At 73.1% G+C, this 26,159-nt stretch carries 11 protein-coding genes; all 11 read left to right on the top strand.

The features are described 5' to 3' along the window. The first annotated feature begins 42 nt into the window (after nt 1-42). The 11 genes from ACSMTC_RS20365 (at nt 43) to ACSMTC_RS20315 (ending at nt 26,103) form a co-directional block, all read left to right on the top strand. Nucleotides 43-2,385 (top strand): MMPL family transporter, encoded by a 2,343-nt coding sequence (locus tag ACSMTC_RS20365; protein WP_436561136.1) that lies wholly within the window; start codon nt 43-45, stop codon nt 2,383-2,385. A gap of 168 nt (nt 2,386-2,553) precedes the next feature. After that, nucleotides 2,554-4,359 (top strand): non-ribosomal peptide synthetase, encoded by a 1,806-nt coding sequence (locus tag ACSMTC_RS20360; protein WP_436561135.1) that lies wholly within the window; start codon nt 2,554-2,556, stop codon nt 4,357-4,359. Between the two features lie 61 nt (nt 4,360-4,420). Continuing rightward, a complete protein-coding gene (locus ACSMTC_RS20355; RefSeq protein WP_436561134.1) occupies nt 4,421-5,353 on the top strand; it encodes an ornithine carbamoyltransferase in 933 nt (310 codons plus the stop codon). Between the two features lie 196 nt (nt 5,354-5,549). Beyond that, complete coding sequence (locus tag ACSMTC_RS20350) at nt 5,550-6,491, top strand: TauD/TfdA family dioxygenase (protein ID WP_436561133.1); 942 nt, start codon at nt 5,550-5,552, stop codon at nt 6,489-6,491. Between the two features lie 77 nt (nt 6,492-6,568). Then, entirely contained in the window at nt 6,569-6,757 is a 189-nt protein-coding gene (locus tag ACSMTC_RS20345; protein WP_436561132.1) for an MbtH family protein, read from the top strand. 46 nt (nt 6,758-6,803) lie between these two features. After that, nucleotides 6,804-11,792 (top strand): amino acid adenylation domain-containing protein, encoded by a 4,989-nt coding sequence (locus tag ACSMTC_RS20340; RefSeq protein ID WP_436561131.1) that lies wholly within the window; start codon nt 6,804-6,806, stop codon nt 11,790-11,792. Then, on the top strand, nt 11,789-22,510 hold the full coding sequence (locus ACSMTC_RS20335) for a non-ribosomal peptide synthetase (RefSeq protein WP_436561130.1): 10,722 nt from the start codon (nt 11,789-11,791) through the stop codon (nt 22,508-22,510). Before ACSMTC_RS20340 ends, ACSMTC_RS20335 begins: the two co-directional genes overlap by 4 nt. 73 nt (nt 22,511-22,583) lie before the next feature. Continuing rightward, complete coding sequence (locus tag ACSMTC_RS20330; protein ID WP_436561129.1) at nt 22,584-23,897, top strand: MFS transporter; 1,314 nt, start codon at nt 22,584-22,586, stop codon at nt 23,895-23,897. Nucleotides 23,898-24,125: 228 nt separating this feature from the next. Further along, a complete protein-coding gene (locus tag ACSMTC_RS20325; protein ID WP_436561128.1) occupies nt 24,126-25,094 on the top strand; it encodes a TauD/TfdA family dioxygenase in 969 nt (322 codons plus the stop codon). Next, nucleotides 25,091-25,846, top strand: a complete 756-nt coding sequence (locus tag ACSMTC_RS20320; RefSeq protein ID WP_436561127.1) for a thioesterase II family protein — start codon at nt 25,091-25,093, stop codon at nt 25,844-25,846. The genes ACSMTC_RS20325 and ACSMTC_RS20320 overlap by 4 nt, the downstream gene beginning before the upstream one ends. Before the next feature lie 38 nt (nt 25,847-25,884). Then, a complete protein-coding gene (locus tag ACSMTC_RS20315) occupies nt 25,885-26,103 on the top strand; it encodes an MbtH family protein (RefSeq protein WP_436561126.1) in 219 nt (72 codons plus the stop codon). Nucleotides 26,104-26,159 lie beyond the last annotated feature (56 nt).

The following is a 26,159-nucleotide window of genomic DNA, read 5'->3' as shown; positions in this document are numbered from 1 at the left end:
ACCGACCGCGCGGACCCGAAGCAGCTCCGAAGAGAACTCCCCATGAAGAAGAGAACTCCCGAGAAGAGAACGGCGGTGAGCTTCGTGCCAGTCCCCGGTGGCCAAGATCCCCTCGACATCCGTACGACCGTCCCAAGCCGGCCACCCCTGATCCAGCGGGTGGCCGGCTGGTCCGCGCGCCGTCCCTGGACGGCCCTGGCCGGCTGGCTCGCCCTGGTGGTGCTGAGCCTGGTCGCCGGCGGCCTGGCCGGTGGCGACGGGCCCAAGAGCTACGACCCGGGCGAGTCGGGCCGGGCCCAGCGCATGATCGACCAGGCCGGCCCCAACTCCCGGCCGCCGGCCGAGAGCGTGCTGGTCCAGGCGGGCCAGGGCGCCGCGGGCTTCGCCGCGAACCCGGCGCTCCAGCGCGGGGTCGCCGACGTGGCCTCCGCGCTGCGGGCGCTGCCGGGCCAGGTGGGCGACGTGGTGGCACCCACGCCCGCCGAGGCCAGGGGCCAGGTCTCGGCCGACGGCCGGTCCGTGCTGGTCACCTTCACCCTGGTCGGCCCCGGCTTCGGCTGGGACGACTCCGATGTCACGGTGGCGGCCGCGCAGCAGGCGGTCGCGAAGACCGCCGCCGCTCACCCCGAGCTGAAGATCGTCGAGGCGGGCGACGTCAGCGTCGCCCAGGCGGTCAAGGAGGCGACGGACAAGGACTTCTCCACGGCCGAACTGACCTCGGTGCCGCTGACGCTGGTCATCCTGCTGGTGGTCTTCGGCGCGCTGGTCGCCGCGGGCATCCCGGTGCTGCTGTCGATCACCGCCGTGGCCGCCGCGCTGGGCACGATGCACCTGGCGGGCCACTGGCTGCCGGTGAACGGCACGGCCTCCTCGGTGGTGCTGCTGGTCGGCATGGCCGTCGGCGTCGACTACTCGCTCTTCTACCTCCGCCGCTTCCGGGAGGAGCGCGGGGAGGGCCGCAGCCACGCCCAGGCGCTGCGGATCACCGCGGCCACCTCGGGCCGGGCGGTCGCGGTCTCCGGACTGACCGTGATGGTCTCGATGGCCGGGCTGCTGTTCACCGGTATCGACACCTTCACCGGCATGACGGTCGGCACCATCGCCGTGGTGCTGCTCTCGGTGGTCGGCTCGCTGACCGCGCTCCCGGCCCTGCTCGCCCTGCTGGGCGACCGGATCGACGCCGCGCGGATCCCGTGGCTCGGCCGCAGGCGGGCCACCGCCCGTACCTCCCGCTTCTGGCACGCGGTCGTCGGGCGTGTCGTCAGGCGTCCTCTGGTGTGGGGCGGTTCGGCCGTGCTCCTGCTGGCCCTGGCCGCGCTCCCCGCGCTCGGACTGCGGCTGGCCGACCCCAGCCTGGAGAACCGGATGCCGCAGAGCATCCCGCAGATCGCCGACATGACCGCGATCCAGCAGGCGTTCCCGGGCAGCCCCGCCCCCGCGATCGTGGTGGCGACCGGCCCCGCGCTGCACTCGCCGGCCTTCGACCGGGCGGTCGCCGAGCTGCACGCCCAGGTCGCGGCCGACGGCACGGACCTGCACGAGCCGGTCGCGCTCACCCCGATCGGCCGGGGCGACACCGCCGTGATCTACGTACCGCTGGCCGGGAACGTCAGCGACGCCCCCGCCCGGCAGGCGCTGAAGACCCTGCGGGAGCGGGCGCTCCCCGCCAGCCTCGGCAAGGTGGACGGGCTGCGCTACGCGGTCACCGGGGAGACCGCCATCTCCGACTTCGCCGACACGGTGGACAGCCGCACCCCGGTCGTCTTCGCCTTCGTCCTGGGCTTCGCCTTCCTGCTGCTGGTCGCCGCCTTCAGGTCGCTCGGGATCCCGCTGATCTCGATCCTGCTCAACCTGCTGTCCATCGGGGCCGCCTACGGCCTGGTCACCTTCATCTTCCAGGACGGGCACGGCAGTTCACTGCTGGACTTCCACCCGTACGGCGGGGTGATCAGCTGGCTGCCGCTGTTCATGTTCGTCATCCTCTTCGGGCTCTCGATGGACTACCACGTCTTCATCCTCAGCCGGATCAAGGAGCTGCGGAGCGGCGGAGCGAGCGGCCGCGAGGCGATCGTGCAGGGCATCGGGGGCAGCGCCGGCGTGGTGACCAGCGCGGCGGCGGTGATGGTCGCGGTCTTCTCGATCTTCGCCACCCTCTCCGCAGCCGACTACAAGATGCTCGGCGTCGGCATGGCCACCGCCGTGCTGGTCGATGCGACGGTGGTCCGCGGGGTGCTGCTGCCGGCCCTGCTCGAACTGCTCGGTGAACGCGCCTGGTCGCTGCCCCGGGCACTGCGCTGGGTTCCCGGCCTGACCATCGAGGCGGAGGAGGAGAGCGGGGAGGAGCCCCGGGCCGCCGGAGCGGAGCCGGAGCTCGCCCTGGTCTGACGTACCGCCACCACCGCCCGGCCGCCGTCCCCGAGGGGATGGCGGCCGGGCCGTTTCCGTCCGCGGGGGGTGGCGGATACCGCCGCCCGATAGCCCGAATAGGGGCCGTGTATGGAACCCGACCGGACAGTTGGAGGTGAATCGCTGCTGACCGCCGGAGGAGTACCCATGGTTTCCGGACCGCCGCCCGTCGGCGCCCCCGCCCGGACCGCCCTGGTCCATGAACTCGTGGCCGCCCGTGCGGCGTTGACCCCGCGTGCGACCGCCGTGGTGGCCGCCGGGCGGGAACTCGACTACGCGGAGCTCGACGCCCGGGCCAACCGGCTGGCGCACGCCCTGCGCGGCCTGGGCGTCGGCCCGGACACCGTGGTCGGCGTCTGCCTGCGGCGCAGCGCCGACCTGGTCTGCGTCCTGCTGGCGGTGTGGCGGGCCGGCGGCGCCTATCTGCCGCTCGACCCGGACCAGCCCCGCTCCCGGCTGGCCGCCGCCGTCCGGGACACCGGCGTCGGGCTGGTGGTCGCCGAGGACGCCGTGCTGCAGGTCCTCGCCCGTTCCGGTGCCCGTCCGGTGGCGCTCTCCGCCGTGCTCGCCCGCTCCGAGCGGCTGCCGGAGACGGCACCGGAGAGCACGGCCGGGCCCGACCATGCCGCCTACGTGATCCACACCTCGGGTGCCACCGGTGCGCCCAAGGGTGTGGTGGTCACGCACGGCGGTATCGCCAACCGGATCGGCTGGACGGTCCGCCGGCCCGGTCTGTGCGCGCTCGACCGGGTGCTGCAGAGGACCGCGCTGACCTTCGACGCGCACTGCTGGGAGGTCTTCGGCCCGCTGGTGAGCGGGGCCGCGGTGGTGATGGCCCCGGCCGGTGCGGAACGCGATCCCGCGGTGCTGCTGCGGGCGGTGGCCGAGCACCGGATCACCGTGCTGCAGGTGGTCCCCTCGGTGCTGCGGCTGCTGGTCGCGGAGCCGGGCTGGGAGCACTGCGGCAGCCTGCGGCTGCTGTTCTCGGCCGGTGAGCCGCTCCACGCCGAACTGGCCCAGCAGGCGATGCGCCTGGTCCCCGGGCCGGTGGAGATCTGGAACACCTACGGCCCGGCGGCCTGTTCGATCGACGTCACCGCGCACCGCTTCGATCCCGCGCAGCGGTCGGGACCGGTGCCGATCGGCCGCCCGCTGGACAACCTGCGGGCCCTGGTGCTCGACCGGGACGGCCGGCCGGTCGCCCCCGGCGTCCCGGGTGAGCTGTACGCGGGCGGGGTGGGCGTGGCCCGCGGCTACCTGGGCCGCCCCGCCCTCACCGCCGAGCGCTTCGTCCCCGACCCGTTCGCCGGGGACGGCTCCCGGCTCTATCGCACCGGCGACCGGGTACGGCAGCGCGAGGACGGCGTCCTGGAGTACCTCGGCCGGATCGGCGAACACTCCTGGGCCGACGGGGCGCGGATCGAACCGGCCCAGGTGGAGGGCGCGTTGATCGCCCACCCGGGGGTGGGCGGCGTCATCGTCACCGCCTTCACGGCCGAGGACGGCACCGAGAGGCTCGCCGCCTACGTCCAGACCAGGGGCGGTGAGGTCCTCCGGGAGCTGGGCGCGTACCTGGACGAGCGGCTCGCCCGGACGCCCGTCTCCGCCGTGCTGATCGAGGTCGAGGAGTTCCCGCTCACCGCCAGCGGCAAGGTGGACCGCACCGCGCTCCCGCTTCCGGGCGGCCCGGGGGCGGCCGAGGGGCCGGCCAGAGTCGCGCCCAGGACCCCCGAGGAGCGGCTGGTCGCCGAGGTCTGGCAGCAGCTGCTGAAGGTCAGGGACGTCAGCGTCCACGACGACTACTTCCGGCTCGGCGGCTCCTCGCTCCAACTGGCCCGGCTGGTCGACCGGTTGCGTGCCGCCTCGGGCCGGGACATCAGACTGCCCGGCCTGTTCTCCGCGACCACCGTCGAGGCCCAGGCCCGGCTGCTCTGTGCCCCCGTTCCCGCCTGACCCCGCCAGATCCGTCACCACCCGGGCGGCGACGCCGCCCGGCCACCGTCAGGAGTCCGCTGTGACCGCACGCCACCTCATCTCGCTCGACGACCTCACCGATGCCGACCTGCACGCCATCGTGGGCCGCGGCGCCGCCTTCGCCGCGGGCACCGCCCGCGGCGGGCAGCCGCTGCACGGCGAGGTCGCCGGGATCTACTTCCGCCGGACCTCGACCCGCACCAGGACCGCCTTCTCGGCGGGTGCGCTCCGGCTGGGGGCCCAGATCGTCTCCTTCAGCGGCTCCGACCTGCAGACCAACACCGGCGAGACCACCCAGGACACCGGCCGGGTCTTCTCCCGGATGCTCGACGTCCTGGTGGCCAGGACCTCGGACGACCCCGAGGAGATGCGCGGCTGGGCCGCGCAGGACCGGATGTCGGTGGTCAACGCCATGAGCGCCGACGAGCACCCGACCCAGGGGCTCACCGATCTCACCACGATGTACGGCCAGTTCGGCCGGATCGAGGGCCTGCGCGTGCTCTACGTCGGCGAGGGCAACAACACCGCCGCGGCGCTCGCCCTCGGGCTCATGCGCTACCCGGGGGTGGAGCTGGAGCTGCGGACCCCGGCGGGCTACGGGCTCGAACCGCACATCCTGGAGCGCGCACTGGCCCACGCGGCGCGCACCGGGTCGAGCCTGACGGAGCGCCATGACATGGAGCAGGCGCCGAAGGACACGGACGTCGTCTACACCTCGCGCTGGCAGACCACCGGCACCAGCAAGGCCGACGCGGACTGGCGCGAGCGCTTCGCCCCCTTCCAGATCACCGGGGAGCTGATGGAGCGCAGCCCGGCCGCGGTCTTCATGCACGACCTGCCCGCCCACCGGGGCGAGGAGGTCACGGCCGAGGTGCTGGACGGTCCGGCGAGCATCGCCTTCCAGCAGGCCGAGAACAAGATGCACAGCGCGATGGCCGTTCTGGAGTGGTGCCGCCGGGGCGTCGTCGCCTGACGCGGCCGCGCCGGGGCCGGCGGTGCCACCCGGTGCGGACCCGGGCTTGTCACAGGCCCGTCAGAGACCTGTCGGTGGTCCGTCAGCCATGCCCCAAGTGCCCGTCCGGGCCCGAGAAATGAACGAAGAAATATAGGCCGTCCGCACACAGTGAGTGCGAACGGGCGGGAGTCCTGCCCGGTAAGGAGAATCGTCGATGAACGCTGGCCCCAACTGGGCGCCGCTGGAGATCACCCCGGACTCCGCCGGGGTGGCGGCCGGCGCGCAAGGGCTGATCGAGTACCTCACCGGGGTGCGCGACCTCGGTGGGCTGCTCGCCCGCGAGAAGGCCCTGGTCTTCCGGGGATTCAAGGTCGACCGCGCCGGGCTCGACCCGGTGATCGACCTCGCGCTGGCCCGTCGGCTCGCCTACGTCCACGGCAACTCGCCCCGGACGAAGGTCGGTTCGAACGTCTACACCTCGACCGAGTACCCGCCGGAGTTCACCATCTCGATGCACAACGAGATGTCGTACGCCCACCAGTGGCCCGCCCGGCTGCTGTTCTTCTGCGAGGTCGCGCCGGAGACCGGCGGTGCCACCCCGGTCGTGGACGGCACCCGCTGGCTCGCCGCCGTCGACCCCGAGGTCCGGGAGGCGTTCGCCGGCGGCGTGCGCTACACCCAGAACCTGCACGGCGGCCTGGGCCTCGGCAAGAGCTGGCAGCAGACCTTCGAGACCGAGGACCGGGCCGAGGTCGAGAAGTTCCTGGCCGACTCGGACGCCGGCTTTGAGTGGAAGGCCGACGGCGGCCTGCGGATCGTCCAGCTGCGCCCGTCCTTCACCCGCCACCCGCTGACCGGCGAGGAGGTCTGGTTCAACCAGGCCGACCAGTGGCACCCCGCCGCACTGGGCGACGAGACCGCGAAGGCCCTCGCCCAGATCATGCCGGCCGACGAGCTGCCGCAGTCGGTGGCCTTCGCCGACGGCAGCCCGATCCCGGCCGAGTACGTGATCCAGGTGCGGGACCGCGCACTCGAGGCCGCCGTCGACGTCGACTGGCACACCGGCGACCTGCTGCTGATCGACAACGTCCAGGTCGGCCACGGCCGCCGGCCCTTCACCGGCCCGCGACGGGTGCTCGTCGCGATGTCCGACTGACCGCTCCACCCCACCGCACGCCACCGCCGCACACCACCACCGCACGCCATCACCAAGGAAACCACCAAGGAGACCCCGTGTCCGAGAACCAGACCTACCTCGTGGTGCTCAACGACGAGGAGCAGTACTCGATCTGGCAGGCCGCCCGCGCGCTGCCGGCCGGCTGGCACGCCGAGGGGACGCAGGGCACCCGCGAGGAGTGCCTGGCCCGGATCGGCGAGATCTGGACGGACATGCGTCCGCTGAGCCTGCGCACCGCCGGCTGACCCCTTCCAACCACGGACCGCCGACCATCACGAGGAGCACCAAGTCATGAATCCCGAGTCGCGAGCGGGCGCCTTCCCCGAGGGACCGTTCCTAGTCCACGAACTCGTCGCACACCAGGCGTCGCTGACTCCGGATGCGGTCGCCGTCGTCGATGGGGAGCGAGAGCTCGGCTACGCCGAGCTCGACGCCCGTGCCAACCAACTGGCCCACCACCTGAGAGGTCTCGGGGTGAGACCCGACGCCATGGTCGGCGTCTTCCTGCCCCGGGGCCTCGACCTGGCCGTCGCGCTGCTGGCGATCTGGAAGGCGGGCGCCGCCTACGTCCCGCTCTCCCCCGAGCAGCCGCGGCAGCGGCTGGCCTGGCTGGTCCAGGACACCGGCGTGGAGCTGGTGCTCACCGGCGCCGAGCTGGCCGAGGCGGTCCGCGAGACCGGTGCCCGCCCGGTCGTGCCCGCCGACGACCGCGCGGCGATCGAGGCGCAGCCGGTGACGGCTCCCGAGAACACGGTCGGCGCAGCTCACGCCGCCTACGTCATCCACACCTCCGGTTCCACCGGGACGCCCAAGGGCGTGGTGACCACCCACGGCGGTATCGCCAACCGGATCGGCTGGGCTGTCCGCCGCGCGGGCCTGTCCGCGGCCGACCGGATGCTGCAGAAGACCGCGCTGACCTTCGACGCGCACTGCTGGGAGGTCTTCGGCCCGCTGGTCACCGGCGGCACCGTGGTGATGGCCCCGGCCGGCGCGGAGCGCGACCCGGCCGCGCTGCTGCGGGCGGTGGCGGACCACCGCATCACCGTGCTGCAGGTCGTCCCCTCCGTGCTGCGGCTGCTGGTCGCCGAGCCGGGCTGGGAGCACTGCGGCAGCCTGCGGCTGCTCTTCTCGGCCGGCGAGGCCCTGCACGCCGAACTGGCCCAGCAGGTCCTCGCGTTGGCCCCCGCTCCGGTGGAGATCTGGAACACCTACGGTCCCACCGAGTGCTCGATCGACGTCACCGCGCACCGCTTCGATCCCGCGCAGCAGTCGGGACCGGTGCCGATCGGCCGCCCGCTGGACGGCCTGCGGGTGCTGGTCGTCGACCAGACCGGCCGCCCGGTCGCGCCCGGTGTCCCGGGTGAGCTGTACGCGGGCGGGGTGGGCGTGGCCCGCGGCTACCTGGGCCGCCCCGACCTGACCGCCGAGCGCTTCGTCCCCGACCCGTTCGCCAAGGACGGCTCCCGGCTCTACCGCACCGGTGACCGGGTCCGCTGGCGCGAGGGCGGCATCCTGGAGTACCTCGGCCGCATCGACGACCAGGTCAAGATCAACGGTGTCCGGATCGAGCCCGGCGAGATCGAGGACGCGCTGGCCGCCCACCCGGGCGTCCACGGCGCCGCCGTCACCGCCTACACCGTGGCCGACGGCTCCAAGCGGCTCGCCGCCTTCGTGCGGACCGCCCACGAGGGCGTCCTCGCCGAGCTGCGCGAGTTCCTCCGCGACCGGCTGCCGACCACCCACCTGCCCGCCTCGATCGTCCGGCTGGAGAGCTTCCCGCTGAACTCCAGCGGCAAGGTGGACCGCGCCGCGCTGCCCACCGACAGGCTGGCCGAGGAGGCCGCCGCGGCCGAGCAGATCGCCCCGCGCACCACCGCCGAGCGGCTGGTCGCGAAGATCTGGCAGGACCTCCTGAAGGTCGACTCGGTCGGCGTCCACGACGACTTCTTCAAGCTGGGCGGCTCCTCGCTCCAGCTCACCCGCCTCGCCAACCAGCTGCGCACCGCCTCCGGCCGGGAGATCCTGCTGCGCGGCCTGTTCTCGGCGACCACCGTCGAGGCCCAGGCCCAGCTGGTCTCCCCCGAGCAGGCGGCGGCGGAGCCGGTCCGCCCGGTCGCGCGCGACGGGGTGCTGCCGCTCTCCTTCGGCCAGCAGCGGCTCTGGTTCATGGACCGGATGAACCCGCAGAGCGCCGAGTACGTGGCCGGACTCGCGGTGCGGGTGCCCGCCGGCACCCCGGTCGCCGATGTGCGCCGCGCGCTGGACACCCTGGTGGCCAGGCACGAGTCGCTGCGCACCCGCTTCACCGTCCTCGACGGCGAGCCGCGCCAGGTCATCGACGCGCCGGCCCCGCTCCCGCTGCGCGAACTCCGGCTCGCCCGCGAGCAGGCCGGTGCCGTGCTGGCCGAGGAGTTCGGCCGCGGCTTCGACCTGGAGCAGGGCCCGCTGGTCCGCGCCCTGCTGATCACCATCGAGGGCGAGCCCGAGCCGGTGCTGGAGCTGGTGATGCACCACATCACCACCGACGGCTGGTCCTCGGCCGTGCTGGAGCGCGAGTTCTTCGAGCTGCTCGCCGCCTTCGCCGAGGGCCGCGAGCCGGCCCTGGCCCCGCTCACCCTGCAGTACGCCGACTACGCGGTCTGGCAGCGCGCGCAGCTGACCGAGGAGGTGCTGACGGCCGAGCTGGCGCACTGGAAGTCCGTGCTCTCCGGCTCCAACCCGGTCTCGCTGCCCACCGACCGGCCGCGCGCCGCGGTGCGCGACGGGCGCGGCTCGGTGGTCAACTTCACCGTGCCCGCGGCCGTCGCCGAGGCGCTCACCGCGCTCGGCCAGCGCCACCGGGCCACCCCGTTCGCCACCCTGCTGACCGCCTTCGCCACCCTGCTGGCACGGCAGTCCGGCCAGTGGGACCTGCCGGTCGGCACCCCGGTGGCCGGGCGCGACCTGCCCGAGATCGAGGGCGTGGTCGGCTTCTTCCTCAACAGCCTGGTGCTGCGCTGCGCGCTGGAGCCGGAGCTGACGTTCCGCCAGGCCCTGGAGCGCACCCGCGATGTCGCCCGGGAGTCCTTCGCCCACCAGAACCTGCCGTTCGAGCGGCTGGTCGAGGCGCTGGCGCCGGAGCGCGACCTCTCCAGCACCCCGCTCTACCAGGTCGCCTTCGACCTGCACGACGAATCGTTCAACGGCGCCGACAGCCGCCCCGAGGACGACCTCGTCCTGCAGGAGATGTGGGGCATCGCCCACACCGACCTGACGCTCTACCTGCGGCGCTGCCCGGACGGCTCGATGGCCGGCAACCTGGAGTACGCCACCGCGCTGTTCGACGCCGCGACCATCGAGCGGCTGGCCGACCGCTTCCTGCGCGTCCTGTCCGCCGTCAGCGCCGACCCCGAGACCGCCCTCGGCGACATCGAACTGCTCGCCGCCGAAGAACTGGACCAGGTGCTCGGCACCTGGGCGACCGCCCCCGGCGCGCCCGTGGACCGCCCCGCGCACGAGGTGTTCGAGGCCCACGCCGCAGGGACGCCGGACGCGGTGGCCCTGGTCGCCGACGGGGTCGAGCTGAGCTACGCCGAGCTGGACGCCCGCGCCAACCGGCTCGCCCACCACCTGCGCGAGCTCGGGGTCGGCCCGGAGTCCGCGGTGGGCGTCCTGCTGGACCGCGGCGTCGAGCTGGTCACCGCCTTCCTGGCGGTCTGGAAGGCCGGCGGCGCGTACGTGCCGATGGACCCGTCCTGGCCGGCCGAGCGGGTCACCGGAATGGCCGCCGACAGTGCCGCGCCCGCCGTGCTGACCTCGGCCGCCTACGCCGAGCGCTTCGCGGCCTTCACCGGCGAGCTGGTGCGGGTCGACCTCGACGCCGAGGCGATCGCCGCCCGTCCGGCCACCGCTCCCGGTGTCCCCGGGGCGCTCGACCGGCTGGCCTACCTGATCTACACCTCGGGCTCGACCGGCCGCCCCAAGGGCGTCGCCGTCACCCACCGGGGTCTGGCCAACCACCTCCAGTGGGCGGTGGACGAGCTGGCCGCCCGCGGCACCGGCGGCGGCGCGGTCTTCTCCTCGGTCGCCTTCGACCTGGTGGTGCCGAACGTCTGGGCACCGCTGATGGCCGGTCAGCGCACCGTGCTGCTCCCGGCCGACCTGGACCTGTCCGAGCTCGGCGCCCGGCTGCTCGCCGCCGGTCCGTTCAGCTTCCTCAAGCTGACGCCCGGCCATCTGGAGATCCTCTCGCACCAGCTGACGCCCGAGCAGGCCGCCTCGCTGGCCGGGATCGTGGTGGTGGCCGGTGAGGCCCTGCCCGGCAAGCTCGCCGCGCAGTGGGCCGGCTGGCTCGGCGAGGGCCGGCTGGTCAACGAGTACGGCCCGACCGAGGCCTCGGTCGGCACCTGCACCTACCCGGTGCCGCTCAACGCCGGCGCCGGCGTGGTGCCGATCGGCCGGCCGCTGCCGAACATGTCGATGTACGTGCTGGACCAGGCGATGCGCCCGGTGCCGACGGGTGCGGTCGGCGAGCTGTACGTCGGCGGCACCGGAGTCGCCCGCGGCTACGCGGGACGTCCGGAGCTGACCGCCGAGCGCTTCCTGCCCGACCCGTTCGGTCCGGCGGGCGCCCGCCTCTACCGCACCGGCGACCTGGCCCGCTGGCTCGCCGACGGCAGCGTCGAGTTCCTCGGCCGGATCGACCACCAGGTGAAGATCCGCGGCTACCGGGTCGAGCCCGGCGAGGCCCAGGCCGTACTGGCCACCCACCCCGGGGTGCGCGAGGCCGTGGTGGTCGCCAGAGTGGAGGCCAACGGCGAGGCCCGGCTGGTCGGTTACTTCGTCCCGGCCGACGGCGAGGTTCCGGCCGCCGAGCTGACCGAGCACTGCGCCCGGCAGCTGCCCGACTACCTGGTGCCCAGTGCCTTCAGCGCGATCGGGGCGATCCCGCTGACCGCCAACGGGAAGCTGGACCGCGCGGCCCTCCCCGCCCCCGAGGCCGTTCCGGTCGCCGGCGGCGCCGAGCCGCGCGGGCCGCTGGAGGAGCGGATCTCGGAGATCTGGGAGGAGCTGCTCGGGACCCGGGTCGGGATCTTCGACAACTTCTTCTACTCGGGCGGCAACTCCATCCTGGCGATCCGTCTGATCGCCTCGCTGCAGGCCGACTTCGACGTCACCCTTCCCATCCGCACCGTCTTCGAGGGTCCGACGATCGCCGCACTGGCCGAGGCCGTCGAGGCCGCCGTCCGCGCCGAGATCGACCGGATGACCGACTCCGAACTGTTCGAGGAGCACGCGTGAGCATCACCGAGAACGAGAGATCGGCCACCGCCGACGCTCTCCGCGAGGAGCTCCTGCGCAGCCGGCTGGCCGGCCGCCGCGGGGCCGGGCGCGGGAACGCGCGCGGCACGGGCATCGGGCGGGCGGACCGCTCGGGGCCGCTGCCGCTCTCCTACGGCCAGCAGCAGATGTGGTTCCTCAACCGGCTGGAGCCGGAGAGCGCCGAGTACCTGGTGCCGCTGGTGCTGCGGATGCGCGGCGAGCTGGACGCGACCGCGCTGGAGCGGGCCTGGGTCGAGCTCATCGTCCGGCACGAGATCCTGCGCACCCGCTACACCCTGCGGGGCTCCGAGCCGCAGCAGGTCGTCGACGCCCCCTCGGCCCCGGCCCTGCCGGTGGTGGACCTCACCGGGGTGAGCGCCGAGGAGCGCCTGGCGCACGCCAGGGAGCTGGTGGAGCAGGAGGCGGCCAAGCCGTTCGACCTGGCGGCCGAGTGGCCGGTCCGGGCCACGCTGCTCCGCCTCGCCGAGGACGACCACGTGCTGGCCGTGGTCTTCCACCACATTGCCTGCGACGCCTGGTCCACCAGGATCTTCGGCGGTGAGCTGAGCGCCCTGTACGCGGCCCTGGCCAAGGGCCTGCCCTCCCCGCTGGCCCCGCTCGCCGTCCAGTACGCCGACTACGCGGCCTGGGAGCGCGCACAGCTGTCCGGCGCCGCGCTGGAGCGCCAACTGAGCTACTGGCGCGGCCAGTTGTCCGGTGCACTGCCCACTGACCTGCCCGCCGACCGGCCCCGCCCGGCCGTCCGGGTGCCGGACGGCGCCGAGATGCCCTTCAGCTTCCCGGCGGGTCTGAGCGACCGGGTCCGCGAGCTGGCCGGGCAGCACGGCACCACGCCGTTCGCGGTGCTGCTCACCGCCTTCCAGGTGCTCGTCGCCCGCTACACCGGGCAGTCGGACGTCTCGGTCGGCACCGTGGTGTCCGGCCGGACCCGGCCCGAGCTGCAGCAGCTCATCGGCTACGGCATCAACACCCTGGTGATGCGCGGCCAGTGGGCGGGCGACCCCCGCTTCACCGACCTGCTGACCGTCACCCGGAGCACCGTGCTGGACGCCTTCGACCACCAGGGCGTCCCGTTCGCCCTGCTGGTGGACGAGCTCCAGCCGGAGCGGGACATGTCCCGTACCCCGCTGCACCAGGTCGCCTTCACCATGCACGAGTGGCGCGGTGACGCGGTCGACCTCGCGGGTGTGCGAATCGAGCCCTTCGAGTGGCGCGACGCCATCGCCAAGTATGACCTGACCCTGCAGGTCGAGGAGGGGCCGGACGGCTCCTTCGGCGGGCGCCTCCAGTACGCCACCTCGCTCTTCGACCGGGCCACCGTCGAGCGGACCGCCCGGCACCTGATCCGCCTGCTCTCCGCCGCCGCGGCCGACCCCACCCTCCCGCTCTCCCGGCTGGAGATCCTGGACGACGCCGAGACCGCGCTGCTGACCGGCGGCACCGGGCAGGCGGGCCACTCGGTCGAGCGGTGCACGCATGAGCTGTTCGAGGCCCGGGCGGCCGAGACGCCGGACGCGGTCGCGGTGGTGGCCGGCGGCCTCTCCCTCACCTACGCCGAGGTGAACGAGCGCGCCAACCGCATCGCGCACCTGCTGCGCGACCTGGGTGCCGGACCGGAGTCACTGGTCGGTGTCTGCCTGGAGCGCGGAGCGGACCTGATCCCCACTCTCCTCGGTGTGCTGAAGTCCGGCGCCGGCTACCTCCCACTCGACCCGGCCAACCCCTCCGACCGCCTCGGCTACGTCCTCGCCGACGCCGGCGCCAAGATCGCCATCACCACCAGCACCACCACCGGCGTCCTCGAAGACGTCTTCGAAGGCCACCAACTGGTCCTGGACCGCGACACCGAACAACTCACCGCCCAGCCCACCGGCAACCCCGAACCGCAGGCCGGACCGGACAACACCATCTACGTCATCTACACCTCCGGCTCCACCGGCAAGCCCAAGGGCGTCGTCCTCACCCACGCCAACGTCGTCCGCCTCATGGACACCGCCAACCGCCACTACGCCTTCTCCCCCACCGACGTCTGGTCGATGTTCCACTCCTACGCCTTCGACGTCTCCGTCTTCGAGATGTGGGGCGCCCTGATGTTCGGCGGCACCGTCGTCGTCATCCCCCAGGACATCGCCCGCTCACCCGAGGACTTCCTCGACCTCCTCGTCGAACAGAAGGTCACCGTCCTCTCCCAGACCCCCACCGCGTTCCGCTCACTCATCGCCCTCGCCGCCAACCACGACCCGCGCATCGACCAACTCGCCCTGCGCGCCGTCGTCTTCGCCGGCGAGAAACTCGAAACCACCGAACTGCGCCCCTGGGTGGACCGCCGCGGCCTCGACGCCCCCGCACTGATCAACATGTACGGGATCACCGAGACCACCGTCCACACCACCTACCACCGCCTCACCGAGGAAGACCTTGAGCCGCTGGCGAGCAACCGCGTCGGCGATCCGCTCGAAGACCTTTCGGTGGTGCTCCTGGACCAGCAGGGCAACCTCGTCCCCATCGGCGTCCCCGGAGAAATCCACGTCGGCGGCCCCGGCCTGGCCCGCGGCTACCTGCGCCGCCCCGAACTGACCGCCGAACGCTTCATCCCCAACCCCTACGGACCCACCGGCTCACGCCTCTACCGCAGCGGCGACCTCGCCCGCCGCCGCCCCGACGGCACCCTGGAGTTCCTCGGCCGCATCGACCACCAGGTCAAGATCCGCGGCTACCGCATCGAACTCGGCGAAATCACCCAAGCACTACTCACCCACCCCGGCATCCGCCAAGCCGTCGTCGTCGTCCGCGAAGACACCCCCGGCGACAAACGCCTCGTCGGCTACCTCGTCCCTGTGGACGGCGAGGCACCGGAGGGCCGCGAACTGCGCGGCCTGCTCAGCCAGACCCTGCCCGACTACATGGTCCCGGCCGCGTACGTCACGCTGGACGCGATCCCGCTGACCGTCAACGGCAAGCTCGACCAGCGCGCACTGCCCGCCCCCGACACCGAAACCCAGGGCGACACCTACGTCGCCCCGCGCACCCCCGCCGAAGAGCAGCTGGCCGCCATCTGGGCCCAGGTCCTGGAGCGCGACCGGGTCGGCATCGAGGACACCTTCTTCGACCTCGGCGGCGACTCCATCCGCGCCGTCGTCCTCGTGGGCGCCCTGCGCAACGCCGGGTTCGACACCACCGTCCGCGACGTCTTCGAGCACCGCACCGTCGCCCGGCTCTGCGAACACATCACCGGCCGACCCGCCACCGCCGCACCCGCCACCACCGTCCAGCCCTTCGCCCTCATCAGCCCCGAGGACCGGGCCGCACTCCCCACCGACATCACCGACGCCTACCCGCTGTCCCAGGTCCAGCTCGGCATGGTGGTCGAGATGGAGGCCGGTGAGGGCGGCAACAGCTACCACAACTGCAGCATCTTCCGGATCAAGGACGAGAAGCCCTTCTCGCTCGCCGCCTTCCAGCAGGCGGGCCAGGTGGTGACGGCCCGGCACGAGGCGCTGCGCACCTCCATCGACCTGACCGGGTACTCGCGGCCGCTCCAACTGGTGCACGCCTCCGCCGAGATGGCGCTCGGCATGCACGACCTGCGCGGCCTCGGCGACCAGGAGGTGGACCGGGCCCTGCGTGCCTTCTCGGCCCAGGAGCGCGCCGACCTCTTCGACACCGCCGTACCCCCGCTGATCCGCTTCGACGCCCATCTGGTCGACGGCGGCTGGTGGCTCTCGGTCACCGAGCACCACGTGATCCTGGAGGGCTGGAGCCACCACTCGCTGGTCATGGAGCTGCTCCGCACCTACCACTCGCTCAGGGACGGTCTGGAGCCGGAGCCGTACGACAACCCGCCGGTCCGCTTCGCCGACTTCATCGCCACCGAGCTGAAGGCGCTGGAGTCCGAGGACGACCGCGCCTACTGGCAGGGTGTGATGACGGGCAACGCCCGCTTCACGCTGCCCTCCGGCTGGGGCGACTCGCCGCAGACGCCGCGCCGGATGCTGCAGACCGCCGCGCCCTGGCACGACCTGGAGACCAGGCTGCGCGCACTGGCCGGAAAGGCCAAGGCCTCGCTGAAGAGCGTCATGGTGGCCGCGCACCTCAAGGTGCTGAGCCAGCTCACCGACGAGGCGAGCTTCCACAGCGGTCTGGTCTGCGACGCCCGCCCCGAGGCGCTGGGCGCCGACCGGGTGCTCGGCATGTACCTCAACACCCTGCCGTTCGTCGCCGACCGCACCGCGCGCACCTGGCGCGAACTGGTCGAGCGGACCTTCGCCCGCGAGGTCGAACTCTGGCCGCACCGGCAGTACCCGATGCCGGCCATCCAGCGTGAGTGGGGCGGCTCCCGCCGCCTGATGGACGTCTTCTTCAACTACCAGGACTTCCGCCAGGTCGACGCCGAGCTGGTCGCCCACGGTGTGGGCTACGACGACAGCCCGACCGAGTTCCCGCTCACGGTCTCCTCGCGCGGCGGCTACGTCATCCTGACCACCGACAGCCACGCGATCAACCAGGCCAACTCCGACCGGCTGGCCGGGATGTACCGCGCCGTGCTGGAGGCGATGGCCGCGGACGCCGAGGGCGACGCGACCGCCGTCCGCCTCCCGGCCGACGAGCACCGGCAGTTGGCCGAGGAGTGGAGCACACCGCGCACCACCGGCTCCGTCGAGCGGTGCACGCATGAGCTGTTCGAGGCCCGGGCGGCCGAGACGCCGGACGCGGTCGCGGTGGTGGCCGGCGGCCTCACGCTGACCTACGCCGAGGTGAACGAGCGCGCCAACCGCATCGCGCACCTGCTGCGCGACCTGGGTGCCGGACCGGAGTCACTGGTCGGTGTCTGCCTGGAGCGCGGAGCGGACCTGATCCCCACTCTCCTCGGTGTGCTGAAGTCCGGCGCCGGCTACCTCCCGCTGGACCCGGCCAACCCCTCCGACCGCCTCGGCTACGTCCTCGCCGACGCCGGCGCCAAGATCGCCATCACCACCAGCACCACCACCGGCGTACTGGAAGACGTCTTCGAAGGCCACCAGCTGGTCCTGGACCGCGACACCGAACAACTCGCCGCCCAGCCCACCGGCAACCCCGAACCGCAGGCCGGACCGGACAACACCATCTACGTCATCTACACCTCCGGCTCCACCGGCAAGCCCAAGGGCGTCGTCCTCACCCACGCCAACGTCGTCCGCCTCATGGACACCGCCAACCGCCACTACGCCTTCTCCCCCACCGACGTCTGGTCGATGTTCCACTCCTACGCCTTCGACGTCTCCGTCTTCGAGATGTGGGGCGCCCTGATGTTCGGCGGCACCGTCGTCGTCATCCCCCAGGACGTGGCCCGCTCACCCGAGGACTTCCTCGACCTCCTCGTCGAACAGAAGGTCACCGTCCTCTCCCAGACCCCCACCGCGTTCCGCTCACTCATCGCCCTCGCCGCCAACCACGACCCGCGCATCGACCAACTCGCCCTGCGCGCCGTCGTCTTCGCCGGCGAGAAACTCGAAACCACCGAACTGCGCCCCTGGGTGGACCGCCGCGGCCTCGACGCCCCCGCACTCATCAACATGTACGGGATCACCGAGACCACCGTCCACACCACCTACCACCGCCTCACCGAGGAAGACCTTGAGCCGCTGGCGAGCAACCGCGTCGGCGATCCGCTCGAAGACCTTTCGGTGGTGCTCCTGGACCAGCAGGGCAACCTCGTCCCCATCGGCGTCCCCGGAGAAATCCACGTCGGCGGCCCCGGCCTGGCCCGCGGCTACCTGCGCCGCCCCGAACTGACCGCCGAACGCTTCATCCCCAACCCCTACGGACCCACCGGCTCACGCCTCTACCGCAGCGGCGACCTCGCCCGCCGCCGCCCCGACGGCACCCTGGAGTTCCTCGGCCGCATCGACCACCAGGTCAAGATCCGCGGCTACCGCATCGAACTCGGCGAAATCACCCAAGCCCTGCTCACCCACCCCGGCATCCGCCAAGCCGTCGTCGTCGTCCGCGAAGACACCCCCGGCGACAAGCGCCTCGTCGGCTACCTCGTCCCGTCCGGGGAGGAGGTGCCGCAGACGCGCGAACTGCGGGCGCTGCTAGGGCAGTCGCTGCCGGACTACATGGTCCCGGCCGCCTTCGTGGCGCTGGACGCGATCCCGCTGACCGTCAACGGCAAGCTCGACCAGCGCGCACTGCCCGCCCCCGACACCGAAACCCAGGGCGACACCTACATCGCCCCGCGCACCCCCGCCGAAGAGCAACTGGCCGCCATCTGGGCCCAGGTCCTGGAGCGCGACCGGGTCGGCATCGAGGACACCTTCTTCGACCTCGGCGGCGACTCCATCCGCGCCGTCGCCCTGGTCGGTGCCCTGCGCAGCGCCGGGTTCGACACCACCGTCCGCGACGTCTTCGAACACCGCACCGTCGCCCGGCTCTGCGAACACATCACCGGCCGACCCGCCACCGCCGCACCCGCCACCACCATCCAGCCCTTCGCCCTCATCAGCCCCGAGGACCGGGCCGCACTCCCCACCGACATCACCGACGCCTACCCCGTCTCGCAGGCTCAACTCGGCATGCTGGTGGAGATGCTGTCGGGTACCGGTGAGGAAGGCACCAACTACCAGCAGTGCGTCTCGCACCGGGTCCGCGACGAGCGGCCGTTCTCCGAGCCCGCGCTGCGCGCGGCGCTCGCGGTGGTGACCGACCGCCACGAGGTGCTGCGTACCTCCTTCGACCTGACCGGGTACGCGCAGCCGCTGCAGCTGGTGCACGCGGACGTCGACGTACCGCTGCGGGTGGAGGACCTGCGAGCGCTCGGTGAGCAGGAGCAGCAGGGCGCCCTGCGCGCCTTCTTCGCCGCCGAGCGGGCAGCCGGTTTCGACCCGGCCGCCACCCCGCTGTTCCGGGTGACGGTGCACCTCGAGAGCGACCGGTCCTGGCGTCTGGCCTTCAGCCAGCCGCACGCGATCACCCAGGGCTGGGGCCAGTTCGCCCTGCTCACCGAGCTGGTGGAGTGCTACCGCCGGCTCAGGGACGGTCTGGAGCCCGCCCCGTACGACATGCCGCCGGTCCGGTTCGCCGACTTCATCGCCGGTGAGCTGGAGTCGCTGGCCTCGGCCGAGGAGCGTGCCTACTGGCACGACGTGGTGGGCCGGCACGCCCCGCTGAGCCTGCCCGCGGGCTGGGGTGAGCCGGGCGACGGCCCGGGCAAGACGCTGGTCTTCCAGGTGCCGCTGGCCGATCTGGAGCAGGGGCTGCGCGCCTTCGCGTCCGAGGCCCGGGTCTCGCTGAAGAGCGTGCTGCTGGCGGGACACCTGAAGGTGCTGAGCCGGCTCACCGACGAGGCCGCCTTCCACACCGGTCTGGTCTGCGACGCCCGCCCCGAGGTGGAGGGCGCCGACCGGGTGCTCGGCATGTACCTCAACACCCTGCCGTTCCCGGCCGACCGGACCGCGCGCACCTGGCGCGAGCTGGTCGAGCGGACCTTCGCCCGCGAGGTCGAACTCTGGCCGCACCGCCGGTACCCGATGCAGACGATCCAGCGGGAGACGGGCGGCGGCCGCCGGCAGATCGACGTCATCTTCAACTACCACGACTTCCGCTCCTTCGACTCGGCGGACATCGACGCCGCGTCGAGCATCGGCGAGAGCTCGACCGAGTTCGCGCTGAGCGTGGCCACCGGCGGCGCCGGTCTCAACCTGACCGCCGACTCCAGGGTGATCGGCCGCAGCGGCGGCGAGCGGCTGGCCGGGATGTACCGGTCGGTGTTCGAGGCGATGCTCGCGGACCCGGACGGCGACGCGAGGGCCGCCTGCCTGGCCGCCGAGGACGAGCGGCTGCTGGCGGCCTGGACCGCCACCGGCCGGACGGAGGACTGGCTGAGCATCGAGGCGGAGTTCGAGCGGCACGCCGCGACGACCCCCGCGAGCCCCGCGCTGACCGCCGACGGCACGGTGCTCGGCTACGCCGAGGTCAACGAGCGCGCCAACCGGCTCGCCCACCACCTGCGCGCCCTGGGCGTCGGCCGGGACACCCTGGTCGGCATCTGCGCGGACCGCAGCCCGGACACCGTGGTCGCCGTCCTCGCGGTGCTCAAGGCGGGCGGCGCCTACCTGCCGCTCGACCCGGCCTACCCGGCCGACCGCCTCGCCTACATGGTCGAGGACGCCCGGGTCGCGGTGGTGCTGACCACCGGTCGGCTGGCGGCGCTGGCCCCGGCGCCGGTCACCGTCCTGCTGGACGAGCCCGGGCAGTGGGCCGACCGGCCCGCGGACAACCCGGAGCCGTCGGCCCGGCCCGGGGACCTGGCGTACGTCATCTACACCTCCGGCTCCACCGGCCGCCCCAAGGGCGTCCAGGTGCACCGGCGCGGGATGGCCAACCACCTGATCGCCAAGATCGAGGACCTCGGGATCACCGCGGCCGACGCGGTGGCGCAGAACGCCTCGATGTCCTTCGACATCTCGGTCTGGCAGATGCTGTCGGCCCTGGCGGTCGGCGGCCGCACCCATGTGGTGGACGCCGCCTCGGCGGTGGATCCGCTGGCGCTGGTCCCGCGGGCCGAGCAGCAGCGGGTGACGGTCCTGGAGGTCGTCCCCTCCCTGCTCCGCGCGGCCCTGGACGCCTGGGACAGCGGTGCCCTGACCGCCGCCCTGCCCGAGCTGCGGTACCTGGTGGTGACCGGCGAGACCCTCCCGCCGGACCTGTGCCGGCGCTGGCTCGACCGCTTCCCCGGTGTCCCGCTGGTCAACGCCTACGGCCCCACCGAGTGCTCGGACGACATCACCCATGCGGTGATCGGCCCCGACAGCACCATCGGCGAGGCCCGGGTGACCATCGGCCGCCCGGTCCGCAACACCAGGCTCTACGTGCTGGACGCCTCGCTCACCCCGGCCCCGGTCGGGGTGCCCGGTGAGCTGTACGCGGGCGGCGTGGGCGTGGCCCGGGGCTACGGCGGCCGGCCGGAGCTGACCGCCGAGCGGTTCGTCCCGGACCCGTTCGGTCCGGCCGGGTCGCGGCTGTACCGGACCGGTGACGTGGCGGCCTGGAACGAGGACGGCTCGCTGGAGTTCCTCGGCCGGGTCGACCACCAGGTGAAGATCCGCGGCGTGCGGATCGAGCTGGGCGAGATCGAGGCGGCCCTCACCGAGCTGCCGCAGGTCGCCCAGGCGGCGGTGGCGGTCCGCGAGGACGTCCCCGGCCGGCCGCGGCTGGTCGGCTACCTGGTACCGGCCGAGGAGCTGCCGCAGCCCGAGGAGCTCCACACGCTGCTGGCGCGGTCGCTGCCCGAGTCGATGATCCCGACGGTGTTCGTCCCGCTCGAGGCGCTCCCGCTGACCGCCAACGGCAAGGTCGACCGGAACGCGCTGCCCGAGCCGGGCGAGTCGGCGGAGCGCGGCACCGAGTACGTGGCGCCGGCCACCGCCACCGAGCGGCGACTGGCCGGGATCTGGTCCGAGGTGCTCGGCGGACAGCAGGTCGGCACCCTGGACAACTTCTTCCGGCTCGGCGGTGACTCGATCCTGGTGATCAAGGTGGTCGCCGGGGCCCGCCAGGCGGGGCTGCCGCTCTCGCTCTTCCAGCTGTACCAGTACGGGACGCTGGGCGAGCTGGCCGCGGCGCTCGACGGCCAGGCCGCCGAGGAGCGGGTGACCGGCCCAGCCGCGGCACCCGCCGGACCGCAGGGGCACACCGTCCTGCAGCCGGTCCTGGACGCCCTGGCGGAGTGCGGGGTCCCGGGAGCGAGCCTGGCGGTGGTCGAGGGCGGCGAGCTGGTCGAGCTGCACGCCCTGGGCACCCTCGCCGAGGGCGGCTCGGAACCGGTCACCCCCGAGACGCTCTTCCAGGTCGGCTCCTGGGCGAAGCACGCCACCGCCTTCGGTGTGCTCAGGCTGGTGGACCGCGGTCTGATCGACCTCGACGAGGACGTCAACCGCTACCTCCGGTCCTGGCAGCTGCCCGGCGAGGTGACCCAGCGGCCGGTCACCGTCCGGCACCTGCTGAGCCACCTGGCCGGTCTCACCGAGACGCCCCGGCGCGGGGTCCGTCCCGGCGAGCCGGTGCCGGACCTGCTCGACCTGCTGCGCCACGGCGCGCCCGGCGACGGGCTGCCGACGCGGCGGGAGCTGGCGCCGGGGGAGGTGTTCCGCAAGTCCAACGCCCACTTCTCGGTGCTGGAGCAGCTGCTGGCCGACGTCGTCGGCGCGCCCTTCCCCGTGCTGATGGCCGAGCTGGTCTTCGAGCCGGTGGGCATGGCGGCGACCGGCTTCGACCAGACCCTCCCGCAGCGGGCCGGCCGTCCGGTGGCGCTGGGACACGACCAGGACGGCCGGGTGCTCCCCGGCGGCTGGGTGGTCCAGACGGAGCTCGCCGCTGCGGGCCTGTGGACCACCGCGGCCGACATGGCCCGGCTCGAACTGGAGATCCGCCGCAGCTACCTGGGCAGGCCGCTGGCCCTGCTCTCGCAGCGGAGCGCCGAGCAGATGCTCACCCCGCACAGCACCGGCTTCTACGGTCTCGGCACGATCGTGGACGCCGGCGGCCTGGAGGTCGAGTTCGGCCACGGTGGATCGCCCGGCGGCTACCAGGCGGTCTCGATGAGCCAGGTCCACCGGGGCAGCGGCCTGGTGGTGCTGACCAACGCGGAGTCCAGCGCCCAGGTGCTGACCGCCGCTTCGGCCTCGCTCCGAGGCTGACCCCTTCCCCGGGTGCGGCAGGAGGGCTTCCCTCCTGCCGCACCCCTCGCCATGCTCACGAGAGGTCGAGAACGTGACCACGCACCAGTTGGCAGCGCCCGCCGCGACCGGCGGGGCGGAGTCCGAGGTCCAGTCCGGTGAGGAGCAGGTCCCGGCCGCTGAGGCCCAGGCCGGGCCCGAGACCCACGGCCGCCCGGCACCGCTCCGCAAGAACCGGGACTTCCTGCTGCTGTGGACCGGCGCAGGACTGTCCACCATCGGTATGCGGGCGACCGCCGCCGCGTACCCGCTGCTGCTGGTCTGGCAGGGCGGTTCCCCGGTCGCCGCCGGGGTGCTCGGCTTCGCGGCGATGCTGCCCCGGCTGGTCTCCCAGCTGCCCGCGGGCATCATGGTGGACCGCTGGGACCGCCGCCGGCTGATGGTCCTGAGCAATCTGGTCGGTCTGCTGACCATGGCCAGCGTGGCGGTGGCCGTCGCCCTCGGACACATCTGGCTGTGGCACCTGACGACCGCCGCCTTCCTGGAGGGCTCCGCCGGCATCGTCTACCTGCTGGCCGAGCGGGCCGCCGTGCGGCAGGTGGTGCCCGAGGCGCAGCTGCCCGCGGCCCTGTCGCAGAACGAGGCCCGCGGGCAGGCCTCCGGTCTGCTCGGCCAGCCGGCCGGCAGCGCCCTGTTCGCCCTGCTGCGGTGGATGCCGTTCGGCGTCTCGGCGCTGGCCCACCTGCTCTCCCTGGGCGCGCTGCTGATGGTCCGCACCGACCTGAGCACCGAGCGCAGGACGCCGTCCGGCTCGGTCCGCGCCGAACTGGCCGAGGGCTTCGGCTGGGTCTGGCGCAACCGCTTCATCAGGACCGCCGTCGGGCTGGTCGCGGGCAGCAACATGGCGTTCCAGGTGGTGGCGCTGGGCCTGGTCCTGGTCGTCGCCCGGCACGGTGCCTCCCCGGCGGCGATGGGCCTGATCGGTCTCGGCTCGGGCCTGGGCGGGGTGGCCGGCGCGCTGGCCGGCTCCTGGTTCATGGACCGGCTGTCGGTGGCCGGCATCGTCACCGGTTCGCTGGTGCTCTGGGCGGTGCTGCTGGTACCGATGGCGCTCAGCTCGCAGGTGCCGGTGCTCGCCGGGCTCTCGGCGGCGGCGGCGTGCGCCGGGGCGCTGCTCAGCGTGGCCGCCGGCGTCTACCAGGTCCGGATGACCCCGGACGAGCTCCAGGGCCGGGTCTCCAGTGTGTTCGCCCTGATCAGCTCGGGACTCAACTCGATCGGCGTGCTCGGCGCGGGCTTCCTGCTGGCCCACTTCGGCACGACCCGCACCATCCTGGGCGCGGCCGCCGTGATGGCGGCGCTCGCCGTCGTGGCCATCGCCACCCCGGCCGTCCGCAGGGCCGCCTGACGACCGCTGTGACCCCGGCCCCGGCCGCCCGCCTCCTTCAGGCGCGCGGCCGGGGCCGCTCGCGTTCGCGGTCGGACGGGCCGCGCCGTACGCGACTTGGGCGTCCATCCGGCCGGGCAGCCGCCTAAATACCCGGCTATCAAAGAAATATAGGCCCGCTCGCGAGAGTGGTACGGACCGGCGGAGTCCACCGCCGGACCGCACCGTGAGTGAAGGGCACCGCAGCTGATGACCGTTGCACATGCCGAGGGGCAGCCACTGCCGTTCGTCCTGGAGCGCGAGCAGGACGGGCCGGGGATCGTCGAGCTGATCGGCAAGGAGCGTGAGTACCTCCGGGAGCAGCTCATCCGGCACGGTGCGCTGCTGCTCAGGGGCTTCGAGGTCGGCGGTGTGGACGGCTTCGCCGAGGTGGTCAGGGCGCTCTCCGGCGAACCGCTCACCTACGCCGAGCGTTCCTCGCCCCGCCACTCCATCAAGGGCAACGTCTACACCTCGACGGACTACCCGCCGGAGGAGGAGATCTTCCTCCACAACGAGAACTCCTACCAGGCCACCTGGCCGCGCCTGCTGTTCTTCCACTGCGTCCAGCCCCCGCTGACCCTGGGCGCCACCCCGCTGGCCGACATCCGCAAGGTCTACCAGCTGATCGACCCGTCCGTGCGCGAGGAGTTCACCCGCCGCAAGTGGATGGTGGTGCGCAACTTCCACGAGGGCTTCGGGGCCGACTGGCGGCACGTCTTCAACACCGACGACCGCGCCCAGGTCGAGGAGTACTGCCGCGGCCGCCGGCTCGACGTCGAGTGGCGCGAGGGCGGGCTGCGCACCCGGGCCGTCCGCGAGGCGGTGCACACCCACCCGGAGACCGGTGCGCAGGTGTGGTTCAACCACATCACCTTCTTCAACGTCACCACCCTGGCCGAGGACGTCCGTTCCGGCCTGCTGGAGCTGTTCGGCGAGGACGACCTGCCGAGCAACACCTACTACGGCGACGGCGGCCGGATCCCCGACGACGTCCTGGACCACCTGCGCTCCTGCTACCGGGCCGCGAGCACCCGCTTCGACTACCGGCAGGACGACGTCCTGGTGGTCGAGAACATGCTGGCCGCGCACGGCCGTGAGCCCTTCACCGGCCCGCGCAAGATCGCCGTCGCGATGGCCGAGCCGTACTCGCCGCCGCAGAACGGCGCACAGCGGTGACGACGGCCCCCGCCGCCACCAGCGTGTGGTTCCGTACCTTCGTCCCGCGCCCGGCCGCCCGGATCAGGCTGGTCTGCTTCCCGCACGCCGGCGGCGCGGCCAGCTCCTTCCGGTCCTGGACGGGGCTGCTGCCGCCGTCGGTCGAACTGGTCGCGGTGCAGTACCCCGGCCGCCAGGACCGCTTCGGCGAGGAGCCGGCCGCCGACATGGCCACGATGGTGGGGGAGATCTCCCGGGCCCTGATCCCGCTGCTCGACCGGCCGACGGCCTTCTTCGGGCACAGCATGGGTGCGACGGTGGCCTTCGAGACCGCCCGCCGGCTGCCCTCGCCGGTGCGTCCCGCGCTGGTCCGGCTGTTCACCTCGGCCCGCAGGGCGCCCGCCGACTGCCGTCCGCTCCCGCCGGAGTTCCAGGGCGAGGAGGGCGTGCTGGCCTACGTCCGCCGGCTCGGCGGCGCGGGCGCGGCGATGCTCGACGACGAGGAGCTGCGCGAGCTGGCCCTGCCCGCGCTGCGCGGCGACTTCGCGCTGACCGGTGGCTACCGCTACTCGCCCGGGGCGCCGCTGCTGTGCCCGATCACCTCGCTGGTCGGCGACCAGGACGACTCCAACACCACGGCCGACGCCTGGCGTTGGGCCGCCTACAGCACCGCCGGACACGAGGTGCAGGTGCTGCCCGGCGGCCACTTCTACACCGAGACGGCGACGGCGGAGCTCATCGCGCTGCTGGTCGACCGGCTCGGCGCGGCCTGATCCACGACCCCCTCCGACCACGAACAGGAAGCACACCGATGGCGACCAGCCCGTTCGACGACGAGAACAGCGACTACCTGGTGCTGATCAACGACGAGCAGCAGTACTCCCTCTGGCCGGCCTTCGCGGCGATCCCGCAGGGCTGGACGGTGGCGCTCGACCGGTCCGCGCGTGCGCAGTGCGCCGAGTACATCCGCACGCACTGGAGTGACCTGCGTCCGCGCAGCGTCCGCGACGAGATGTCCGGCGCCCGGTAACTCCCGCCGCCCGCACCGTTTTTCCGCTCGGCCCGACCCGCTGAACCGACAGCACG

Origin of the sequence: Kitasatospora sp. HPM-01-4, assembly GCF_051374625.1 — a bacterium.
GTDB lineage: Bacteria > Actinomycetota > Actinomycetes > Streptomycetales > Streptomycetaceae > Kitasatospora.
Note: the sequence above shows the minus strand (reverse complement) of the source record. Positions and strands in the feature narration are given on the sequence as shown.

Excerpts from the sequence above, each read along its gene's own strand:
- ACSMTC_RS20325 (WP_436561128.1), top strand. The coding sequence starts at position 24,126 with ATGACCGTTGCACATGCCGAGGGGCAGCCACTGCCGTTCGTCCTGGAG.
- ACSMTC_RS20340 (WP_436561131.1), top strand. The coding sequence starts at position 6,804 with ATGAATCCCGAGTCGCGAGCGGGCGCCTTCCCCGAGGGACCGTTCCTA.
- ACSMTC_RS20365 (WP_436561136.1), top strand. The coding sequence starts at position 43 with ATGAAGAAGAGAACTCCCGAGAAGAGAACGGCGGTGAGCTTCGTGCCA.
- ACSMTC_RS20350 (WP_436561133.1), top strand. The coding sequence starts at position 5,550 with ATGAACGCTGGCCCCAACTGGGCGCCGCTGGAGATCACCCCGGACTCC.
- ACSMTC_RS20360 (WP_436561135.1), top strand. The coding sequence starts at position 2,554 with ATGGTTTCCGGACCGCCGCCCGTCGGCGCCCCCGCCCGGACCGCCCTG.
- ACSMTC_RS20315 (WP_436561126.1), top strand. The coding sequence starts at position 25,885 with ATGGCGACCAGCCCGTTCGACGACGAGAACAGCGACTACCTGGTGCTG.